This is a genomic window from Hafnia sp. (genome assembly GCF_036648275.1).
Classification (GTDB): Bacteria; Pseudomonadota; Gammaproteobacteria; order Enterobacterales; family Enterobacteriaceae; genus Hafnia; species Hafnia alvei.
In genome coordinates this window covers 128,125-141,648 of sequence record NZ_JAVXIQ010000001.1, presented here as the reverse complement: position 1 = coordinate 141,648, position 13,524 = coordinate 128,125, and the positions used below count along the sequence as shown (strand labels likewise).

Here is a 13,524-nt window from a genome sequence, read left to right as displayed (position 1 = left end):
ATCTCACTCCTCAGGTACCGTTCTAATTTTTGACATCATGCCGCCCTCTTCGACCGGTAGCTTTCCCACGTAAACGCCAGCGTACATCCTCCGCCATCGCTCATACGGTCGAGAACACGCTCCCCGATGAACGTAACAAGCTCTTCCCGAGTGAGGTTGCTTATCAGGATCGTCGGGCGCATCTTCTCGTATCGGGTGTTGATGATTTCAAACAGGATCATCTTTTCAGAGTCAGAGCCAAACTGAACGCCAACCTCATCGATGATCAGCAGATCCGGCGCGGTGTACGTCGCTATGACTTCCGCTTCTGTCATGGTTGCCGTCTTGCTCCATGTTGATTTGAAATTTCTGGCAACGCGTAGCGCGGTCGTAAACAGCGCTGAGTCCTGATGTTCGCGGATCACATGTTTAGCGATAGCCAGTGCCAGATGATTCTTTCCGGTGCCGGGCTTGCCGCACATCACCAACCCACCTCCCTGTTTTAGTCGCTCAGACCATTTAGCTGCATACGCTTTGCAGACATTCAGGCATCGCTGAGACTCTGGATTGACCGGTTCGTAGTTATCGAGTGTGCATGGTGCGAATCGCTCAGGAACCTCTAGCTCTCGCATCAGGTTATCGATTCTGCGTTGCTTTGCACGTTCGTCTGTGGCCTGTTGCTCCGCCTTCAAGTGAGCCAGCTCTTCAGTCAAGCACTTGGGGCATGGTGATGGGTAAGATGGGACTTTCACGGGCCCGACCGACTGCCGCGTTCTCTGCTCAAACTCACCATGCTTTTCACACACGGCAGTTGAGTAAGCGACCACGGTATGTTCGATTTCAATTGGTGGCTTGGATAGGTCATTGAGTCGCTTCTCAACGTTGATGATTTTTTCTATCAGGTTCATGGTTGCTCCGCCCATGCTGGTAAGTCTGTTTGCCCATAGTCTTTGCCAGAGAAGTTTTCCGGTGCCGATTTAGTAACATGCTTGGCTGGTGCCTTAGGCTGCTTAGGGACGAATATCCCAACCCAGCCGCTAGCGATGCTCTGATTGATAATCTCTTCAGGCTGGTAGCCAATTTCACGGCTTTTCATCAGAGTGTTGATGGCCTGCGTGATCGTCTGCGCAGATTTAATCGTCTTGCCGATTTCTTTCCTGTAGCTAACCCATGACAGCCATGTATCCCTGCTAAGCCATTCAGGTATTTCGGCAGCGGCTGCATCAAGCGATGTTTTCGGTTTTTCCTTGGGTTTAGGATTTGATTCTTGGGGGACTATAGGGGGTTTATTAATATTGTCTTTCTTGTCTTTTAAAGAATGTCTTTTGTGTGTCTCTAAACTGGAGACATCGACTGTCTCTAACTTGGAGACACATTTTGTCTCTGACTTAGAGACAAAGTTGCTAACTTGGAGACACTTGCTAAATTGCCACGCAGAAACCTCCTTGTTAACGCCGATTTTGTTTCCATCGAGTAACAGGCAATTCATTGAAAGCAGCTCTTTTTTTGCCTTGTTTACGTTCTGTCGAGACAGCCCTGTAACCTGAGCAATCTGCTCATCGGCAATGCGATCTGTTTTCTTGTTGAAGCCATACGTTTTTCTTACGTAAGCCAGCATGACCTTCAACTGACGCGCTGTTAAATCTGCGCTTGCGATAGCTTCTAGCAGCTCGTTAGCGACTCTGGTATACCCATCATCGATATCAGCCACACGTTGCTCCACGACCTGCAAATCAGGCCTTATCGGGACTACGATTTGTTGAGCGAGGTTACTCATTAGCAACCTCCGTACTGGTTGTTGATCCAGTGGTTGTCATGTATAATTACTCCTGTGAATTGTTCCAGTATTAAAAGTTCATAGTGATCTGAGAGTCGTCGGCTGCAACCGGCGACTTTTTCTTTTGTGGCAATACCGATTCCACAGCCTGACGCGCTACCTCACGAATCAAACTGGTTTCCCATACCTTCTCTAGCAGTACGAACATCGTTGCCATGTCGCGGATATTGAGGCGGCTTACTTTCGATTCGTGCCACCCTGCTTGCTTTGCTAACTCTCGGTTAGTCTTCTGCATCATCCTGCAGCGGAGTTCTGTCTCCACTTCGTTGATGCGCTTGCTATAACTTGCATGTTCCATTTGTGATACTTCCTTTGTTGAATAAATAGTTACACCACCGGTTAGGTGGTTGGTGGTAGGACCCTTTTTCAGGGCTTGATGTTAAGGAGCGGTGTTGCTTAGGCGGCTTGCTTTTTGGTATCGCCAAACATTAGCCAATTGGCTGTGCATTTCAGTGCTTCTGCAATCTCTAGCAGATTGCGAGGTCGTTTGGTTTCACCTGCTTCCAGCTGCTGGTATGACTGCTGAGTAATCCCAGCTTGAGCTGCAACTTCAGCTTGGGTTAAACCAAGTTCAGTCCTTCGCTGCTTCACTCGCTGGGAGAGGGTTTTGTTTGTATTCATTCCGTTCTCCTACAGTTTTATCTGTATTGTTCTACAGGAAAGCCTGTTTGTCAAATACAGTATTTACTGTGAAGATCTACGGAATTTGTTAACACTAGGAGAGGATTTATGAGCCTCGCAGAACGAGTAAAAGAAAGACGTGAGGCGCTCGGGATCACGCAGACAGAACTAGCAGAAAAAGTTGGTATAAAACAACAATCTATTGCTAGTATTGAAAACGGAGAGACTAAGAATCCAAGAAAAATATTCGAGCTCGCTACTGCGCTTAAGTGTTCAATGCAGTGGCTTAAGACTGGTGAGCATGAGTCTAACGCAACAAGTTTAGAAGGGATCTCTCTCTGGGATGATGATGATGTAGATGATGATGACGATGTTTATCTACCATTCTTCAAAGAGGCTCAACTCGCAGCAGGAAATGGCAGAGTGGTGGAACTTGATTGTGATGGGAGAAAGCTTAAATTCTCTCTTAGAAGCTTAAGAAAGCTAGGTGTTAACCCTGAAGATGCAGCATGCATGTCTGTTTGGGGTAATAGTATGGAGCCAGTGTTACCTGATGGAGCTACAGTAGCAATAAATACAGGTAATACAGATATTAAGGATGGGAAGATCTATGCTCTGGACCATGAGGGTATGGCTAGAGTTAAGATTGTTTACCGTCTTCCTGGTGGAGGAATTAGATTGCGCTCCTTCAATACTGATGAGTTTCCTGATGAGTTTTATCATGGAGAAGAAAGCAACAAGATAAGAGTAGTTGGTGCCGTATTTTGGTATGGCGTGACCATCAAATAACCATCCCCCCATCTCATAAACCCGCTAATTGCGGGTTTTTTTGTGCCTAAAAAAACTTTAATACAAACAAATTCAATCACATACTAAAAAACCTGTAAAATATACAGTTTAAACTGTTTACTGAATACAGTTTTGCCTGTACAGTTATTTCCATCAACACGGCAGGACGCCACGAACTACAGGAAGTTGTTCTTTAACAGATAGCCCTGAAAAAGGGCAATTACACCAAAGCAATAAGCTTCGGGGTGATGTGAATTGCAGGCCAACGAGCCAAGCCGAAGATAAGCGCCGGCCACAACACCGCCAAAGTTTATTGATAGGAGGTTGTATGGATTCTCAAGCTCGTCGTCGTGAACGCCGCAAGGCTAAACAGGAAGAATATAAGCATTTCAACCCACTGGCCGTTGGGATATGTGCCAAGCCTTCAGGTCGCCCTCTCCTCACACTTAATAGAAAAGTGAGCAGAGTCGAGAAAGCGCTGATCGCTCGTGATGAAGTGATATATGACAGCGCTGATAACCGTTGCCTGCCAGATGTCGCTCTATACGCAGCAGGTCACCGTAATACACGCAAAGAAGCGGTTCACATTATTAAGTAGGTTTTCTGAATCAGATCGCAGTTAAAAATCAATAAAAGAGTGATAGTAACCTGATTGGCTACACATTGATTTTTCGGAGGTTAATAAATTGAATAGCGGTATGAATTACACAGCAATGAGAGTAAAGCAATATGACACCTCTATAGCGGTTGAGGTCTCATGCATTGAGAATAGAACGAATAAAAAGACTGACTGTTTGCTAATCATAAAGTCCATAGACGATATTGTTTACTATGGTGCTGATATATTTCATCCTCTAATTAAGGCTGAAATGAAAGAAGCAGCCTTCGAAGCAATCAAGGTTGGCATGGGCAAAGCTCAGCTAGAAGCAAAACAAAGTGTATCTGAGCTTGAAAGCAGCAGAAAACGTCAAGCGAATAGAGCCAAGCAGTTCCACGAAGCAATATCAGCATGGTCTGATGAACTATCATCATTGAACACTGACGTTAGAAATGGACTTGATACTCCATCTATACGATCTCGGCTTTCGACACTATCGGCAAGCATGGCTAAATTAAACCCACGAAAGTAAATCAATAAATATTTAGAACCTCGCCACGGCGGGGTTTTTTATTGCCTTTTTCCAGCTAAAGAGCTGGTAGAGGTAGAGCATAAGCAACATCGGGTTGTGTCCGGCGTCAACATTTCAGCGTTCGGGCGTCAGAAGATTCGCGGGAAGAGCATTCCCTTAATTTGAATAACTGAGAGAGAACACCATGAAACTGAATATCACTGTAGATTTAGAGTGGCTTGGCGAAGATGGCGACATGGAAGCCGAAGTTAAGCATGAAATTATTAGCGGTGTGAAAAATGCCATTTCACGTGATTGTCTAGCCAAAGTAGAAAAAGAGGCCTCGGTACAAATCAATCAGGCCATCAACGAGTCAATCATGACGGCTAAAAAGGCTATTGAACAAAAAGCAATCCAGTTTGCAGATGATTGGCTGATGAAAGAAGTAACAGTTACTGATAAGTGGGGTGATGTACAAGACTGCTTGACTGTTACCGACCTGATTAAACGCAGTTTTGATAAAACGCTCGAGAAGAAGGTTGATTCAAGCGGCAACTTCAGCAACGACTACAACGCAATGCCACTAGTCAAATATCTGATGGGCAAACGCATGGAAGAGCTTGTGCAAGCTAAAATCAAACCGCTCCAAAAGGACATTGATAATGCTATTGCCAACGCTGTAAATGCTGGCATACGCAAGAACGTGTCAGATAAGTTTGCTGAGATGATTATCCAGACGGCAAAGCAAACAAATCATGCCGCTATCGAAAACAAACAATAGGTCGCTAAGGCGGCCTTTATTATTGGGTGAAAAAGGGGTGTGAGATGGAAGAAGCAAGAAAAGAGTTTGAGCTTTTATGTCCGCTCAACGGATTGAAAAAAGACAACCCAATCATTCTTTCTGCAAATGCTGGCGTTGTTTATCGTGATGTCAAAACACAGCAGGCATGGCGCTTCTTCTTAAAGGGATGGAGAGCTAAATCAAAAGCACTGGCAAAGAATAGTGAACAGGCCGCCTAGCGGTCTTTTTTATACCCAGAATGGAGATAGATATGAATACCGAGAAAATGACAAGCTTTGAGGAAGCGGCAAAGCCGTTGATTAAGTGGCTAGCTGAAAATGAGCACCCACACCACACCGCCATCGTATCAAGCACACACGCCGAACTATTAGAAAGCAAGATGGCGTTCCCTACTGAAGAGTTCATTAAGGACTAATCAATGAGCGATAAACCTGAGGTTTTGGAGCATAAAAATGTTTGGCTAACGACAGTGAATAGCGATCTTACAGAAGGCCGTGGTTACTCAGTTGTTACCCATGTTTGTGAAAGCCCAACAACAGCTAAGCGATTGGGTAAAGGTAAATCAACTCAGGGGTGCGATGGTGAAGTTAGACAAGCTATCGCTGTTAGGGTTGGCCGTGAATGGTTAGTCCCATGGCGAATCGAGGAAGAAACTCCGGCAGACAAATTAGCCAGAGAGAAGATTGAGGCTCGGGATCTGGTTATCGAGAAAATGCGAGCGCAAGGGTTCTCTGAAGAAGAAATTTTATCTCTACTTGCACGGTAATGCACATCGCAGGTATTCACTGAGTATCTGCTGTGAGCAATCCCGCTCATAACTGGAGAGTTAAATGCCAAAGCAACTTGTTGTTGAAATGCCCGACGGCAGTAAATGGGGAGTTCCGGTAGAAGTTATCGCAATGAACAGAGCTGCATACTATGCGAAACACGATGGAGTAAGCATAGAAGAAAGTCTGAACAATGACACTTTACCGTTATTTGATGCTAACAGTTTTGAGGTTGAAGACTGGGCGGCAAATAACATGAACTGGAGCGACGTTGAACATCTTGCAGTTTGTATTAGCAAAGGTGAGACCGACTACGAAGAAGGTTGGTGCAACGGAGAAAAGGAAATCGTCGAAATACCAGCCGCTTAAATGCGGTTTTTTTATATCCAAATCTCAGGCAAAAAAAATCCCGACTTGAGCGGGGGTGGCATGTTCAAGTCGGGAAAGCTCATATGTCCGTATATGACAAGCCTTCTAGGATAGGCGGCAATCATACCAACTAATCTCCCCATCAATTTTGTGCTTATGCCAGATGTTCAGAAAGCGTTGATATACCCCATCTAAACAAACTAATTCATCGCAAAGCGTAGGCGTTTTGCAATGAAACCAACAATCAAACAGGAGTAACCCCATGCAAGAACTCAGCTTTGCAGGGTGCCCTCGCATGGGCACTCTTCGCGAATCACAACTAGACCGTATCGTTCGTATCGTCACTCAATTCTTCTCACCACTCTGGAGCAAATAACTATGACTGATTTCATGAGAGAACCACGCCGAATCCAAGCGGTGAGAGCTTGTCGATTTCTGCGCTGGGTTAAACGACTTCCGGTAGTTAAGCACTTATTCATTAAAGGTGATCCGCTATGAATGCATCAGTGATTATCGAGCTAAATAAAATCATCAGCAGCTTTAGCGAACAGACCAGTGAATTAGTTCTCCAGCAGGCCGAGGCGTGGGAAAAAGAAACAAAGCAATATCACATCATCAAAGCATTAAGCCATCTATCAGGGCTATCACACGAAGCATTAGAACTAGCTCTTGAACACGGCGACAATCCAGAAATATTAGCCACCGCCCTATTCTCTATTCTCAAATCAGCAAGCCAGTACCAAACAGCCATCGAGCTTAAAAACATGCAGGAGGCAGCATGAGTAACACCATGATGTTGGCACCACAAACTTTTGATCAAGCCATGCAATTCGCAAACGCCATCGCAGCAAGCCAGTTTGCCCCGACCTCATACAGAGGAAAGCCAAACGACGTATTGATCGCTATGCAAATGGGGGCTGAGCTTGGTTTTCAGCCTATGCAGTCAGTTCAGGGGATCGCTGTTATTAATGGTCGCCCATCAGTTTGGGGTGATGCGCTACGAGCATTAATTCTTTCAGCGCCTGACCTTGCTGAATTCGAAGAATCGTATGACGAAGCGACACAAACTGCACACTGCAAGATTAGTCGTCGCCTACAAACAGGGGGCATTGCAACATTCAACAGTTCGTTCAGCGTTACTGATGCGCAGACAGCTGGATTATGGGGTAAGAATGGGCCATGGAAGCAATATCCAAAGCGTATGCAGCAATGGCGAGCTCTGGGGTTTTGTGCGCGAGATTCCTATGCTGATCGTCTAAAAGGAATCCAGTTGGCAGAAGAGGTTCAGGATTACGAGCCAATTGAAAAAGTAGTACATACCCCTTCGCAGGATCAGGATTCGGCGATTGAAAATAAAATTACCGAAGAGCAAAGCAACAGAATAAACGAGATATTAATTTCTGTAGATTCCACTTTCGACGACCTCAAGAAAGCATGTAAGTCGATGACTGGGCGAGATATAGATAATCAGTCAGAACTCACGTCAACCGAGGCTGCAAAGCTTATCTCCAGCCTTGAACGCAAACTTGCGAGCAAAACTGGTGGTGAGAAAGATGCTGCATAATGACATAGCTTCGAAGATTCTCGGGTTCGACGTTTCGACAATATCACAGGGAAGTGACGAGTGGAAAAAGTGCAGATTAGCCTGCATTACGGCCTCTAGAGTTGGTGACATTCTTACAGAACCAAAGGCTAAGAAAGATAAAGATGCAGGTCTACTATCAGGGATGGCAGAAACCTACATGAACGAGCTGATAGCGGAGGTTTGCACTGGGGCTATTCCAGATGAAATACCTGCTCGACCGCTTCTTTGGGGAAAAAAGCATGAAGAAGCCGCGCGTCTACTTTTTGAGTTCGAGAATGACGTTACCACTACTCTCCCGCCAATCTTCTATAAAGATGAAAGCATGCGCTGTGCGTGCTCTCCAGACGGCATGTGCAGCGATGGTCGAGGACTGGAATTAAAGTCACCTTACACATCAGCGCAGTATGTAAAGTTCCGCCTTGGAGGTCTGGAGGCGGTTAAAAAAGAGTATATGGCCCAAGTTCAGTATTCGATGTGGGTTTCAGGTTGTGAGGAGTGGTGGTTTAGCAATTACGACCCACGAATGCGTAGAGAAAATATGCACTCAGTGATTATCAAAAAAGATAACCAGTACCAAGATTTATTCGAATTGAAGATCCCAAACTTCATCGAAAAGATGGATGAATCATTGGACAGGATTGGATTCAAATTTGGTGACCAATGGAAGGTGTAAATGCGCCGATTAGCATTCTACCGGCGGCCTCATAACTCCACAGGGTTCAAGGAAGGCGTAGTTAGGATGCTCGGAAAAAGGCCAATGACAGGATCAGCGTTGGCTGAGCATTTCGGAATGAGGTTGCCAGAATTCAATAAAAAGATTTACCAAGTCCTCATAGACACCAAAGTTGTGAAAGTCGTAGCCACGGAATGGGCTGAGAAAGAAGGAATCAGGGACCGAATCTATTCGATAGAGCGAAAAGCAAAACGAATCATCCCACCCCGACCAAAGAAAACAATCCTCATCAGTCTCAAGTCATTAGATTCAATAACAAACGGAATGAAGCAAAAGCATATCGACGCCGCCAAGCGCCGAGCAAAGCTTATTGCATCTGGTGAGTACAGAGACTGGATGGACTAAGGAGATATTCATGAAAAATCGCAAAGCAAAAATTCTTCTACTCCGCGCCCATAAAAATGGCTTTCCGAGTCAGTGGTTGAAAGTCAGTAATCGACGGGTAGCTCTTTTCTCATATGATGGATGCACGCGCGAAGGATGGCAGGTAAAGAATAGCGCGGCGCAGAACCGCTGGAAGAATCATGTGAGGTATCTGTGATGAACAACCTACCAATAGAGACATACGAATCAGTAGTTCAGCAGCGTGATGCGCTGGAGAAGAAGCTTCTGGCATACGAGCAAGCAGCTAAGAATCCGGTGGCTTTCGTTGATGAGCGTAGCGCTGCATCTGGCGGTATTTGCTGGGCTAAAAGTGGTAAGCGTGAGTTACCGCATGGCACAGAACTCTATGCTGTGCCGGTACTACCTAAACAGCCTGAACTTGTAGATTTGAGCCAGCAAGTGGAAATACTAAACAGAATCTTGAATTGGATATTAAAAGAGCTTCCAGTTCCGACTCAAAAAGCCTCGGCAATGGCTATTCGATTAAGTTCTGTGATTGACATTATTTCAGACCTTGAAGTTTCAGCACCCGCACAACCTGTAATACCAGAACAGCCAGACTCTCAAGATTTAGAGCTCTATATAGACATGCTCGAAAATAGCGATAGTGACGCTGAAGACGGGGAATTAAACAACACTCAGCTAATCGTGTGGCTCAAAGAGTTGCAGCGCCGCCGTGCGTTATCAGCACAACCTGTAAGCGATCCTTACAAGTTGCCTGATGGTTGGAAGCTGGTTCCGATTGAGCCAACTGCCGCAATGTTCCATGCATTTAATGATTGTGACTATGGCAGAAAGTCTATGCGTGAACGCTATATCCAGATGATTGAAGCAGCCCCAGCACAGGAGAGCGAATAATTATGCATGGTGGAAACCCTGTAGTTTATCGCATCGGAATTACTCCGGCATCGTATGAAGTATGGCTGCAAACAGGTAATACATATCATGTCGTGGGGAAGGAATATTTTCATGTTGTGGAAGGTAGAAATTACGCCTACAGGCGCAGAGTCACTAGCGAAAAGATTATTTCGCAACTCAATGCAGCTGTAGCAGAGCATTTAGCAGCACAGGAGCAGAAATAGATGGCGAAAGCAACTTATCTAAAAGACCTGCTAAAAGCATATACAGCAGAGCAAAGCGTTCGGTGGGTTAGAACAAACTCCCCATACAAAAATATGAGCAAGTCTAGATGGCTTGAAGTTATGAATACTTATAACCGGAAGGTGCTCAAAAAACAGCGCCGCTCAGTTGGGAAATCAAATAAGTATGGCGTTCGACTAACAGCATCATCAATGGCTTTGGCGCTTCGTGAAATGAATATGTTGGCGGCGGTGCGTCGTTCTATCCGCGCTAGCAGGGAGCAGAAATAGATGGGTAACATCACATATAACGGATTTTTAGCATTCGAAAAGTATGAGCCGAAACCAGAAGATGTATGCAATTTCTGCAAAGGAATTTGTGGCAAAGAAAAAATGGTAGGTGGCCCAGATGGCTTATCAATATGCCTTCCATGCATTGAGCTTTGCAATGAAATTGCTCAGGAACGCAAGGCTGCTGAGCGAGAGAAGCAAATCAGCGAAATTACCAGCTTGCTAGATAGATTGCCTGACTCATGGCAGAACTATGAAGCGGCAGCGGCGCTCTATGATGCTGGCTGGCGTAAGGTTGATAAACCATGCTAATAGCCGGTTATATCCTTCTAGTCAGCGCCTGCGGATTAGATGCTTGCGACGCCCTCCCCGTTACACCTGAAGTCATGCCAAAAGAAACATGTGAACAATGGATAAAGCTGATTCATGAGAAGCGGCCTAACCACGTTCTAATGTGCTTACCAGTTAACAAAGATTAATAGCCGCTTAACCAGCGGCTTTTTTATTGCCTAAGTTTGGAGAAAAAATGCAAATCGAAATCGGTAAATACGTCATTACGAGTGACACATACAACCTGATTCTCAACGAGAAAAAGGTAGCAAAGGAAGGTAAATCGGCAGGAGAAGAGAGGCTTCAGTCCATCGGGTTTTATTCAAAAATCTCCACGCTTATCTCTGCATTAATTCAGCGCGAGGTTCTGCTCTCTGACGTCCAATCATTGCAGGCAATGCAGCAATTAATAGAGCGAGTTTCATTGCAATGTGAGAAGGCTTTCAAGGACTTTAACAATGCGACACATCATGAAGGGTAATCCAGAACGAACGGAAAGAGCGGCAATGAAAGCTGCTCTAAATCTCCATCAGGAAAAGTACGGAGACTATGGGCCCACCAAGAAAGGCGTCACGTACACAATCAAAGTTAGCGAAGAGAAATTCTTCATCGAGATTATTAACCGTAAAAAATCATATGTGGCGACATCGATGATGCGCCCTAGGGATTTATCCAAAGTGTGGGGGAATGCAGCGTGAGTGAGTTTGCGAGCAATACACCACTCGAACATAAAGACCGGTGGCAGACGCCGATAGAGGTATTCGCCGCGCTTGATGCTGAGTTTGGTTTCTATCTCGACGCGGCAGCCGACCACAGAAACGCCCTGTGCGCCAGATATCTGACAGAGCGCGATGATGCATTGAATAACGAGTGGGTGAGCTACGGCGCTATCTGGTGCAATCCGCCCTACTCCGCAATAACTCCGTGGGTAGAAAAAGCTGCTGAGCAATGCAAAGCACAAAGTCAGCCGATTGTGATGTTACTCCCTGCTGATACATCAACTGGTTGGTTTTCTCTGGCGCTCGAGTCTGTTGATGAGGTCCGTCTAATCACTGGTGGCCGGTTGTCATTCATCAACGCTGGGACCGGAAAACCCGGTAAAAACGGAAACAGCAAAGGCAGTCTGCTATTCATCTGGCGCCCATTCATCAAACCACGTTGCCAGTTTACTACCGTATCACGCGACGAACTGATCGCAATCGGCAGCGGCATTATGACGGGAGTGAAAGCGGCATGACATGACAGCAGAACATGACAACGCGATCCGCAATGTTGCGCGGCGATGCAACGAAGCAATGAAATCTGCAATAAAGTCCGCGCCAAAAAAAACCAACATCGACACAATCACCCGCCCCATTCTTCTCAGCTACTACGAAACCATTAAACCTCTCGGAATTCCATTCGTTAGGTTCCTTTGGACTATTGGCGTTTTGAATGGGCAGTTTGAGGATAAATGATGGAGAAATTTAGTCTCGATACAGATGAGGCATGCGAATTCCTCGGGATATCACGACCAACATTAACAAGTTGGGTAAAAACAGGAAGGCTCATCGCGACACGTAAAAACCCCACCAAAGCTAAATCACCCTACCTCTTCACTCGCCAAGCATGTATTGCCGCACTTCAAGATCCGCTGCACACTGTGGCAGTGAGCGCGGCGGATGCGACAGGAGAAATACCATGTCACTCTTCCGTAGAGGAAAAATATGGTACGCGAGCATCTCTATCCCGGGTGCGAAGCGTATTAAAGAATCACTTGGCACAGAAGACAAGCGGCAAGCTCAGGAGCTGCACGACAAATTAAAGTCTGAGTATTGGCGTGTTGATCGCCTCGGAGAACTGCCAGATATATTGTTCGAAGAGGCATGCCTGCGCTGGATAGAGGAGAAGTCAGATAAGAAGTCACTTGATACAGATAAAAGCCTGATGGGATTTTGGCTGTCACACTTTGAAGGTGTGAAGTTAAAGGATATTACTGAGGCCAAGATATACGCCGCAATTAGCAAAATGACTAACAGGCGCCATGAGGAAAACTGGAAGAGTAAACTCGAGGCGTTAGCTAAAAAAGGAAAGGAAGCACCTCCATTCAAACCTAAGCCAGCAGCAACAGCGACGAAGGCCGCACACCTATCGTTGATGAAGTCAATAATGCGAGCAGCAGAGAGAGAATGGAAGTGGCTAGATAAGGCTCCACTAATAAAGGTTCCACAGCCTAAGAATAAGCGCATACGGTGGCTGGAGCCACAAGAGGCCGTGAGGTTAATTGAAGAGTGCCCAGAACCACTGAAGTCTGTAGTTCGATTTGCTCTAGCAACTGGCCTGCGCCGCTCAAATATACTTGATCTTGAGTGGCAGCAGATAGACATGCAAAGAAAGGTCGCTTGGATTAATCCAGAGGAAAGCAAATCAGGGAGAGCGATCGGTGTAGCCTTAAATGATACCGCGGCCAAAGTCTTGCGCGAGCAGATTGGAAAGCACCAAAAATTCGTGTTTGTTCACACTCATGCGGCTAACCGCTCCGATGGTTCTATTACACCGGAGATCAGGAAAATGCGCGTAGATAGCAACAAGGCTTGGAAGTCTGCATTAGTTAGAGCTGGAATTGAAAACTTCCGCTTTCACGATTTGAGGCATACATGGGCAAGCTGGCTTGTTCAAGCAGGAGTGCCGCTTTCAATTTTGCAAGAAATGGGAGGCTGGGAATCTATCGAGATGGTTCGGCGGTATGCACACCTAGCGCCTAATCATTTAACTGAGCACGCCAAGCAAATTGATGTGATATTTGGCGATTGTGTCCCAAATATGTCCCACATTGGAAATATACAGCTGGAGGTTAATTCTAAGTGATT

At 45.7% G+C, this 13,524-nt stretch carries 27 protein-coding genes; 23 read left to right on the top strand and 4 right to left on the bottom strand.

Going from position 1 to position 13,524, the window contains the following annotated elements; translation table 11 throughout:
* Positions 1-35 precede the first annotated feature (35 nt).
* The 4 genes from RSC70_RS00745 to RSC70_RS00730 form a co-directional block, all read right to left on the bottom strand.
* A complete protein-coding gene (locus RSC70_RS00745; RefSeq protein WP_332541333.1) occupies positions 36-887 on the bottom strand; it encodes an ATP-binding protein in 852 nt (283 codons plus the stop codon).
* Positions 884-1,756: a replication protein gene (locus RSC70_RS00740; protein WP_332541332.1), complete on the bottom strand. Its 873-nt coding sequence runs from the start codon at positions 1,754-1,756 to the stop codon at positions 884-886. Before RSC70_RS00740 ends, RSC70_RS00745 begins: the two co-directional genes overlap by 4 nt.
* 70 nt (positions 1,757-1,826) lie before the next feature.
* On the bottom strand, positions 1,827-2,114 hold the full coding sequence (locus RSC70_RS00735) for a CII family transcriptional regulator (RefSeq protein ID WP_332541331.1): 288 nt from the start codon (positions 2,112-2,114) through the stop codon (positions 1,827-1,829).
* 98 nt (positions 2,115-2,212) lie between these two features.
* Positions 2,213-2,437, bottom strand: a complete 225-nt coding sequence (locus RSC70_RS00730) for a helix-turn-helix domain-containing protein (protein WP_046360911.1) — start codon at positions 2,435-2,437, stop codon at positions 2,213-2,215.
* Between the two features lie 108 nt (positions 2,438-2,545).
* Between RSC70_RS00730 and RSC70_RS00725 the strand changes: the two genes are divergently transcribed.
* From RSC70_RS00725 to RSC70_RS00615, 23 genes are all read left to right on the top strand, one after another.
* The gene (locus RSC70_RS00725) at positions 2,546-3,226 is read left to right on the top strand and encodes an XRE family transcriptional regulator (protein WP_332541330.1); all 681 of its coding nucleotides are present in this window, start codon (positions 2,546-2,548) and stop codon (positions 3,224-3,226) included.
* Positions 3,227-3,554: 328 nt separating this feature from the next.
* Positions 3,555-3,824, top strand: coding sequence for a transcriptional antitermination N peptide (locus RSC70_RS00720; RefSeq protein WP_332541329.1), 270 nt, complete (start codon positions 3,555-3,557; stop codon positions 3,822-3,824).
* Positions 3,825-3,924: 100 nt separating this feature from the next.
* A complete protein-coding gene (locus RSC70_RS00715) occupies positions 3,925-4,356 on the top strand; it encodes a hypothetical protein (protein WP_332541328.1) in 432 nt (143 codons plus the stop codon).
* Between the two features lie 184 nt (positions 4,357-4,540).
* Positions 4,541-5,116 (top strand): hypothetical protein, encoded by a 576-nt coding sequence (locus tag RSC70_RS00710; RefSeq protein ID WP_332541327.1) that lies wholly within the window; start codon positions 4,541-4,543, stop codon positions 5,114-5,116.
* 44 nt (positions 5,117-5,160) lie between these two features.
* Positions 5,161-5,355: a hypothetical protein gene (locus RSC70_RS00705; protein ID WP_316454285.1), complete on the top strand. Its 195-nt coding sequence runs from the start codon at positions 5,161-5,163 to the stop codon at positions 5,353-5,355.
* 32 nt (positions 5,356-5,387) lie between these two features.
* The gene (locus RSC70_RS00700; RefSeq protein WP_165490599.1) at positions 5,388-5,552 is read left to right on the top strand and encodes a hypothetical protein; all 165 of its coding nucleotides are present in this window, start codon (positions 5,388-5,390) and stop codon (positions 5,550-5,552) included.
* Between the two features lie 3 nt (positions 5,553-5,555).
* Complete coding sequence (locus tag RSC70_RS00695) at positions 5,556-5,903, top strand: hypothetical protein (RefSeq protein ID WP_131390950.1); 348 nt, start codon at positions 5,556-5,558, stop codon at positions 5,901-5,903.
* A gap of 64 nt (positions 5,904-5,967) precedes the next feature.
* A complete protein-coding gene (locus tag RSC70_RS00690) occupies positions 5,968-6,273 on the top strand; it encodes a hypothetical protein (RefSeq protein ID WP_332541325.1) in 306 nt (101 codons plus the stop codon).
* Positions 6,274-6,767: 494 nt separating this feature from the next.
* Positions 6,768-7,055 carry a hypothetical protein gene (locus RSC70_RS00685; protein ID WP_332541324.1) on the top strand — a complete coding sequence of 96 codons (288 nt, stop codon included), beginning with the start codon at positions 6,768-6,770 and terminating at the stop codon, positions 7,053-7,055.
* Positions 7,052-7,837, top strand: coding sequence for a hypothetical protein (locus tag RSC70_RS00680; RefSeq protein ID WP_332541323.1), 786 nt, complete (start codon positions 7,052-7,054; stop codon positions 7,835-7,837). Before RSC70_RS00685 ends, RSC70_RS00680 begins: the two co-directional genes overlap by 4 nt.
* Positions 7,830-8,531 (top strand): lambda exonuclease family protein, encoded by a 702-nt coding sequence (locus tag RSC70_RS00675; RefSeq protein ID WP_442904242.1) that lies wholly within the window; start codon positions 7,830-7,832, stop codon positions 8,529-8,531. Before RSC70_RS00680 ends, RSC70_RS00675 begins: the two co-directional genes overlap by 8 nt.
* A gap of 84 nt (positions 8,532-8,615) precedes the next feature.
* Positions 8,616-8,936, top strand: a complete 321-nt coding sequence (locus tag RSC70_RS00670; protein WP_332541319.1) for a hypothetical protein — start codon at positions 8,616-8,618, stop codon at positions 8,934-8,936.
* A gap of 10 nt (positions 8,937-8,946) precedes the next feature.
* A complete protein-coding gene (locus tag RSC70_RS00665; protein WP_332541318.1) occupies positions 8,947-9,132 on the top strand; it encodes a hypothetical protein in 186 nt (61 codons plus the stop codon).
* Complete coding sequence (locus tag RSC70_RS00660; protein WP_332541316.1) at positions 9,132-9,833, top strand: hypothetical protein; 702 nt, start codon at positions 9,132-9,134, stop codon at positions 9,831-9,833. The genes RSC70_RS00665 and RSC70_RS00660 overlap by 1 nt, the downstream gene beginning before the upstream one ends.
* Before the next feature lie 2 nt (positions 9,834-9,835).
* Entirely contained in the window at positions 9,836-10,057 is a 222-nt protein-coding gene (locus RSC70_RS00655) for a hypothetical protein (protein WP_332541315.1), read from the top strand.
* Positions 10,058-10,345 carry a hypothetical protein gene (locus RSC70_RS00650; protein ID WP_332541314.1) on the top strand — a complete coding sequence of 96 codons (288 nt, stop codon included), beginning with the start codon at positions 10,058-10,060 and terminating at the stop codon, positions 10,343-10,345.
* Complete coding sequence (locus RSC70_RS00645) at positions 10,346-10,657, top strand: hypothetical protein (RefSeq protein WP_332541313.1); 312 nt, start codon at positions 10,346-10,348, stop codon at positions 10,655-10,657. It begins immediately after the preceding gene.
* 214 nt (positions 10,658-10,871) lie between these two features.
* On the top strand, positions 10,872-11,156 hold the full coding sequence (locus RSC70_RS00640) for a DUF5405 family protein (protein WP_332541312.1): 285 nt from the start codon (positions 10,872-10,874) through the stop codon (positions 11,154-11,156).
* Positions 11,146-11,373 carry a DUF4060 family protein gene (locus RSC70_RS00635; protein WP_332541311.1) on the top strand — a complete coding sequence of 76 codons (228 nt, stop codon included), beginning with the start codon at positions 11,146-11,148 and terminating at the stop codon, positions 11,371-11,373. Before RSC70_RS00640 ends, RSC70_RS00635 begins: the two co-directional genes overlap by 11 nt.
* The gene (locus tag RSC70_RS00630; RefSeq protein ID WP_332541309.1) at positions 11,370-11,912 is read left to right on the top strand and encodes a phage N-6-adenine-methyltransferase; all 543 of its coding nucleotides are present in this window, start codon (positions 11,370-11,372) and stop codon (positions 11,910-11,912) included. Before RSC70_RS00635 ends, RSC70_RS00630 begins: the two co-directional genes overlap by 4 nt.
* A gap of 1 nt (position 11,913) precedes the next feature.
* Positions 11,914-12,132: a hypothetical protein gene (locus tag RSC70_RS00625; protein WP_332541308.1), complete on the top strand. Its 219-nt coding sequence runs from the start codon at positions 11,914-11,916 to the stop codon at positions 12,130-12,132.
* On the top strand, positions 12,132-12,479 hold the full coding sequence (locus RSC70_RS00620) for a helix-turn-helix domain-containing protein (protein WP_332541561.1): 348 nt from the start codon (positions 12,132-12,134) through the stop codon (positions 12,477-12,479). Before RSC70_RS00625 ends, RSC70_RS00620 begins: the two co-directional genes overlap by 1 nt.
* On the top strand, positions 12,380-13,522 hold the full coding sequence (locus RSC70_RS00615; RefSeq protein WP_332541559.1) for a site-specific integrase: 1,143 nt from the start codon (positions 12,380-12,382) through the stop codon (positions 13,520-13,522). The genes RSC70_RS00620 and RSC70_RS00615 overlap by 100 nt, the downstream gene beginning before the upstream one ends.
* Positions 13,523-13,524: the final 2 nt, after the last annotated feature.

Bases quoted from the DNA above. Each gene is read 5' to 3' on its own strand.
- RSC70_RS00745 (WP_332541333.1), bottom strand. From the start codon at position 887: ATGAACCTGATAGAAAAAATCATCAACGTTGAGAAGCGACTCAATGAC.
- RSC70_RS00740 (WP_332541332.1), bottom strand. From the start codon at position 1,756: ATGAGTAACCTCGCTCAACAAATCGTAGTCCCGATAAGGCCTGATTTG.
- RSC70_RS00735 (WP_332541331.1), bottom strand. From the start codon at position 2,114: ATGGAACATGCAAGTTATAGCAAGCGCATCAACGAAGTGGAGACAGAA.
- RSC70_RS00730 (WP_046360911.1), bottom strand. From the start codon at position 2,437: ATGAATACAAACAAAACCCTCTCCCAGCGAGTGAAGCAGCGAAGGACT.
- RSC70_RS00725 (WP_332541330.1), top strand. From the start codon at position 2,546: ATGAGCCTCGCAGAACGAGTAAAAGAAAGACGTGAGGCGCTCGGGATC.
- RSC70_RS00720 (WP_332541329.1), top strand. From the start codon at position 3,555: ATGGATTCTCAAGCTCGTCGTCGTGAACGCCGCAAGGCTAAACAGGAA.
- RSC70_RS00715 (WP_332541328.1), top strand. From the start codon at position 3,925: ATGAATTACACAGCAATGAGAGTAAAGCAATATGACACCTCTATAGCG.
- RSC70_RS00710 (WP_332541327.1), top strand. From the start codon at position 4,541: ATGAAACTGAATATCACTGTAGATTTAGAGTGGCTTGGCGAAGATGGC.
- RSC70_RS00705 (WP_316454285.1), top strand. From the start codon at position 5,161: ATGGAAGAAGCAAGAAAAGAGTTTGAGCTTTTATGTCCGCTCAACGGA.
- RSC70_RS00700 (WP_165490599.1), top strand. From the start codon at position 5,388: ATGAATACCGAGAAAATGACAAGCTTTGAGGAAGCGGCAAAGCCGTTG.
- RSC70_RS00695 (WP_131390950.1), top strand. From the start codon at position 5,556: ATGAGCGATAAACCTGAGGTTTTGGAGCATAAAAATGTTTGGCTAACG.
- RSC70_RS00690 (WP_332541325.1), top strand. From the start codon at position 5,968: ATGCCAAAGCAACTTGTTGTTGAAATGCCCGACGGCAGTAAATGGGGA.
- RSC70_RS00685 (WP_332541324.1), top strand. From the start codon at position 6,768: ATGAATGCATCAGTGATTATCGAGCTAAATAAAATCATCAGCAGCTTT.
- RSC70_RS00680 (WP_332541323.1), top strand. From the start codon at position 7,052: ATGAGTAACACCATGATGTTGGCACCACAAACTTTTGATCAAGCCATG.
- RSC70_RS00670 (WP_332541319.1), top strand. From the start codon at position 8,616: ATGACAGGATCAGCGTTGGCTGAGCATTTCGGAATGAGGTTGCCAGAA.
- RSC70_RS00665 (WP_332541318.1), top strand. From the start codon at position 8,947: ATGAAAAATCGCAAAGCAAAAATTCTTCTACTCCGCGCCCATAAAAAT.
- RSC70_RS00660 (WP_332541316.1), top strand. From the start codon at position 9,132: ATGAACAACCTACCAATAGAGACATACGAATCAGTAGTTCAGCAGCGT.
- RSC70_RS00655 (WP_332541315.1), top strand. From the start codon at position 9,836: ATGCATGGTGGAAACCCTGTAGTTTATCGCATCGGAATTACTCCGGCA.
- RSC70_RS00650 (WP_332541314.1), top strand. From the start codon at position 10,058: ATGGCGAAAGCAACTTATCTAAAAGACCTGCTAAAAGCATATACAGCA.
- RSC70_RS00645 (WP_332541313.1), top strand. From the start codon at position 10,346: ATGGGTAACATCACATATAACGGATTTTTAGCATTCGAAAAGTATGAG.
- RSC70_RS00640 (WP_332541312.1), top strand. From the start codon at position 10,872: ATGCAAATCGAAATCGGTAAATACGTCATTACGAGTGACACATACAAC.
- RSC70_RS00635 (WP_332541311.1), top strand. From the start codon at position 11,146: ATGAAGGGTAATCCAGAACGAACGGAAAGAGCGGCAATGAAAGCTGCT.
- RSC70_RS00625 (WP_332541308.1), top strand. From the start codon at position 11,914: ATGACAGCAGAACATGACAACGCGATCCGCAATGTTGCGCGGCGATGC.
- RSC70_RS00620 (WP_332541561.1), top strand. From the start codon at position 12,132: ATGGAGAAATTTAGTCTCGATACAGATGAGGCATGCGAATTCCTCGGG.